This is a genomic window from Actinoplanes sp. NPDC051633, assembly GCF_040681735.1.
Taxonomy (GTDB): Bacteria; Actinomycetota; Actinomycetes; order Mycobacteriales; family Micromonosporaceae; genus Actinoplanes.
Window position 1 is genome coordinate 1 of record NZ_JBFAZH010000641.1, and the last position, 4614, is coordinate 4614.

The 4614-nt window shown below is 71.2% G+C and carries 3 protein-coding genes and 1 pseudogene; 3 read left to right on the forward strand and 1 reads right to left on the reverse strand.

Annotation, left to right across the window (positions count from 1 at the left end):
• Both AB0M20_RS28590 and AB0M20_RS28595 read left to right on the forward strand, forming a co-directional pair.
• A pseudogene (locus tag AB0M20_RS28590) lies at nt 1-738 on the forward strand (DHHA1 domain-containing protein); the annotation flags it as partial.
• Between the two features lie 396 nt (nt 739-1134).
• Nucleotides 1135-2451, forward strand: a complete 1317-nt coding sequence (locus AB0M20_RS28595; protein WP_364303404.1) for an MATE family efflux transporter — start codon at nt 1135-1137, stop codon at nt 2449-2451.
• Between the two features lie 29 nt (nt 2452-2480).
• Here AB0M20_RS28595 and AB0M20_RS28600 read toward each other — a convergent pair whose 3' ends face one another.
• Nucleotides 2481-4028 (reverse strand): glycoside hydrolase domain-containing protein, encoded by a 1548-nt coding sequence (locus AB0M20_RS28600; protein WP_364303406.1) that lies wholly within the window; start codon nt 4026-4028, stop codon nt 2481-2483.
• A gap of 107 nt (nt 4029-4135) precedes the next feature.
• On the opposite strand from AB0M20_RS28600, the gene truB reads away from it, so the two are divergent.
• On the forward strand, nt 4136-4614 hold a 479-nt coding region (gene truB, locus AB0M20_RS28605; protein WP_364303408.1), incomplete at its 3' end, for a tRNA pseudouridine(55) synthase TruB.

Below are 4614 nucleotides of genomic sequence, written 5' to 3' on the forward strand. Positions count from 1 at the left end.
GAACTTGAGTAATGACAACAAGTTATATATCACTAGATTAACTGAACGGATAAAACGCTCAAATGAGCATAAAATCAATATTGAGATTGATGATACGCGTCCAACGCCGGTTTCGGCGGGGTCAACCTCGTCGACCCGGGCGCCGCGGCTACCTCGGTGGTGGCCGAGGCCCTGCTGGCGCGGCTCGGCGTGCCGCTGGACGCGGAGATCGCCGAGTGCCTCTACGTGGCGCTGGCCACCGACACCGGCTCGTTCAAGTTCGACCTCACCACGCCGGGGGTGCACGAGCTGGCGGCCCGGCTGCTGGCCACCGGTCTGCAGCCCGGCGAGATCTCCCGGCGCACCTTCGACACCCGGCCCTTCGGCGCGGTCAAGCTCTTCGCCGACGTGCTCGCGCGGGCCGCGCTCGATCCGACCGCGGCGGCCGGCCACGGCATGGTCTGGACCTATGTGACGCAGGACGACCTGCAGCGGCACGGCCAGCGGCCGTACGTGATGGACGCCCTGATCGACCCGGTCCGCACGGTCGCCGAGGCGGACGTCGCCGTGCTGGTCAAACAGACCGGCGAGCGGACCTGGGCGGTGTCGCTGCGCAGCAAGGGCGCGGTGGACGTGAGCGCCGTGGCGGTCGCGCTGGGCGGCGGCGGGCACCGGCTCGCGGCCGGCTTCACCGGGCACGGCGCCCCCGGCGAGGTGGTCCTCGCCGTCCGGGAGCGGCTTGACCAGCATCTGACTTAGCCCTCCCTACCGTCCCGTAGTGCGGGATCTGGACGGCACAGGGCGAGACTTAACGCTAGTTTGGGTTAACGGTCATTTGGTTTCGCCGCGGTCGTGACCACCGCTCGCCGCGGAGCCATGAGCCACCCGGGTCCACCAGGCCCGGGCCGCGTCGCTCGCCAGACGCCCGGCGATCCCGGGCAGGTCTCCGCGACACGAGCTCGACCTGTCTGGGGCGCATCGTCTGCGCCCACCCGCCGTGGAAGGACCACGATCATGGCTGCCAAGCCGAAGCCCCCGCAGTCCGATGAGGCCCGTGAGGCTGCGCGCCGCGCCCTGCAGACTTCGATGGACACGCGCCAGTAAGCACTGCTCGCTGTTTGCCTCCTTACCGCTCGGCGGGCATCATGAGTTTTCATGAGCCCGCCTGCCGAGCAGACCAACGCCTCCGCCCGGCGGATCGCGCAGCTCGCGCTGCCGGCGTTGGTCGTCCTGGCCGCTGAGCCGCTCTACGTTCTGGTCGACACCGCCGTCGTCGGCCACCTCGGGCGAGTCCCGCTGGCCGCCGTCGCGGTCGGTGGCACGGTGATGTCCGTCGCGGTCTGGTTCGGCACCCTGATGGCCTACGGCACGACCGGCCGGGCCGCCCGTCGCTTCGGCGCCGGTGACCGATCCGCCGCGGTGGCCGAGGGCGTGCAGGCCTCCTGGCTCGCGCTCGCCACCGGTGCGCTGCTCGTGGTGGTCGTGCAGATGGTCGCCGGGCCGCTCGCCCGAGCCCTGGCCAGTGATCCGGCCGCCGCCGACGCGGCGGCGGGCTGGCTGCGCATCGCCGTGCTGGGCGCCCCCGGTCTGCTGCTCGCCGCGGCCGGGAACGGCTGGATGCGCGGCGTGCAGGACACCCGCCGGCCGCTGTGGTACATCCTCGGCGCGAACGTGCTCTCCGCGATCCTCTGCCCTCTGCTGGTCTATCCCGGCGGCCTCGGGCTGACCGGCTCGGCGATCGCCAACGTCACCGCGCAGACCGTCGCGGGCGGGCTCTTCCTGGCCGCGGTGGTGCGCGAGAGCCCGTCGCTGCGGCCGGTGCCGACGCTGATCGTGAACCAGCTCGTGCTCGGCCGCGACCTGCTGATCCGCGGCGGCGCCTTCCAGGTCTGCTGGTTGTCCGCGACCGCCGTGGCGGCCCGTTTCGGCGTGGCGGCGGTCGGCGCGCACCAGATCGCGCTGCAGTTGTGGTTCTTCGCGGCGCTGGCTCTCGACGCGGTGGCCATCGCGGCGCAGTCGCTGGTGGGAGCCGCGCTCGGCGCCTCGGACGCGGATGTCGCCCGGGTGGTCGCCCGCCGGGTGACCCTGGCCGGCGGCGTCGCAGGCGTGGGCTTCGCCGTGCTGGCGGCCGCGGGTGCCGGCGTGATCCCGTCGCTGTTCACCGGCGACCAGGCGGTCCGCGATCAGGCGGCGATCGTCTGGCCGTGGTTCGTCGGCCTGCTTCCGTTCGCGGGTGTCGTCTACGCCCTGGACGGCGTGCTGATCGGTGCCGGGGACGTGGCGTTCATGCGCAACATCACGATCGTCGCCGCGCTGGCGGGCTTCCTGCCGGCGATTTGGCTGGCGTACGCGCTGGATCTTGGTCTGGGCGGTGTCTGGGCGGGGCTCGGCCTCTTCACGCTGGTCCGCTTCGTGGGCATGGTCCAGCGCTGGCGTTCGGCCCGCTGGGCGGTGGTGGGCGCCACCCGCTGAACGCGGCGGTGGTGACGCCCACACCGTCCTCAGAAGGCCGGGTTGCGGCTGCCGAATCCGGTCGCCACCCGGACGCCCGGGCGCAGACCTGTGCCGTTGCCCGACCAGCGGTACACCGTGCCCGTCGCGTTGACCGCCATCACGTCGGTGAAGCCGTCGCGGTCGGCGTCGCCCACGCCGGTCACGTTGCGCATGCCGCCCCAGCTGCCGCCCAGCTGGCGTCGCGCCGCGAAGGTGTTGCCGGCCCGGCCCGCGTAGAAGTACAGCAGGCCGCTCGACGTCACCCGGGCCACCAGGTCCGGGAAGCCGTCGCGGTCGAAGTCGCCGACCCCGGCCAGTTCGCTCATCGTGTTCCAGCCCGTGCCGCCCACCTTCACGCGCGCGCCGAAGGTGACGCCCGCGCGGCCCGGGTAGAGGTACAGGCCGTTGTCGGCCGTGTCCACGGCGAGCAGATCGGGATAGGTGTTGCCGGTCAGGTCGCCGATCGGGGTGAGCTCGCGCAGGCGGGCCACGGCGGTCAGGATCTGCTTGCGGGTGCCCAGGCCGGCGCCCGTGCCCGGGTAGAAGAAGACGTTCCCCGTCGACGCCTCCCGCGCGACCACGTCCTCGCGCCCGTCGGCATTCCAGTCCCCGATACGCAGCAGGGCGTTCATGCCGCCCCACCCGCTGCCGAAGGTGGCCGGGCTCTGCAGCGTGGTGCCGTTGCCGGCGTGGATGGTGATGGCGCCGCCGGTGCGGGCGAGCAGATCGGACCAGCCGTTGCCGGTGAAGTCGCCGAACCTGGTCGCCGGCAGCGGCGTCACGTCGAGCACGTCGTTGTCGATGTTGATGGTGACGCCGCCGTGCGTCTCGTTGTGGTCGCCGACGTACTGCTTGATCCGGCGCTTCGGCGACCAGTACGACGCCGGGATCGCCGGGTCGGAGACGGTGGAGATCCCGTCCCACTTCGCGAAGTCGACATAGTCCGGGCGCACGAAGCCCGGGGTGTTGTAGTTGGCGATCATGTCGGCCATGCCGGAGCCCATGCTGCTGTAGAAGCCGGACAGGTAGCCGTAGTCGTGCAGCCGTGCGGTCCAGGCGCTCATGAAGGTAACCACCCCGGCGCGGCAGGCGGGGTCGTCGGTGTCGTAGGCCTCCATGTCGAAGACCAGGACACTGTCGCGGGCCAGGCCGATCGCCCGGGCCTGCACCACCGCGTCCTGGGCGTTGGCCCGGCCGTCCGCCGCGGCCTGGGCGTTGTTGATCCGGTCGGGCTTGTTCGAGTTGGTGCAGGAGGCCTGCTTGCCGACATAGAGCGGGATCAGGTGCCAGCCGGCCGCGGTCTGCTGCGTCACCCAGGCGGCGGTCAGGTTGGGCTGGAGGCAGGCACGGTTGCTCCCGCCGAAGTAGACGCCGACCGAACGGTATGGCGATGCGAGCCAGGCGTTCATCGTGGCGCTCGACGGCGCCGTGCATGCGTCGAAACCCTCGCCGGTGAAGGTGCCCGGGTGCACCGAGTCGGCGGCCGCGGGTGCGGCGCCGATCAGCGTCACCAGGATCGCCAGCGCACCGGCGGATGCGGAGCGATACATGTCCATCGGGCGATGAAAGCAGGGTGTGGCCGCCGCCGGTATGCCAAAACAGCCCACCTACTGTTGGGTGTGTGACAGCGGACGGACTCATCGTGGTGGACAAGCCGGGCGGGATGACCTCGCACGACGTGGTGGCTCGGGTGCGGCGCCTGGCGAAGACCCGCCGGGTCGGTCACGGCGGGACGCTCGACCCGATGGCCACCGGGGTGCTGATCATCGGTGTCAACCGGGCGACACGGCTGCTGACGTACGTGATCGGGGCCGAGAAGAGCTACACCGCGACGATCCGGCTGGGCGAGAGCACGATTACCGACGACGCAGAGGGCGAGGTGACCGCCCGGGTCCCGGCCACCGCCGTCACCGAGGAGGCGATCCGCGCCGGGCTGGTCGCGCAGACCGGCGAGATCTTCCAGGTCCCCAGTGCGGTCAGCGCGATCAAGATCAAGGGCGTCCGGTCCTACAAACGGGTACGCGACGGCGAAGCGGTCGAGCTGGCCCCGCGGAAGGTGACGGTGTCCCGCCTGGAGATCACCGGCATCTCACCGGCCGGCGACACCATCGACGTCGGCGTCGAGGTGACCTGTTCGTCGGG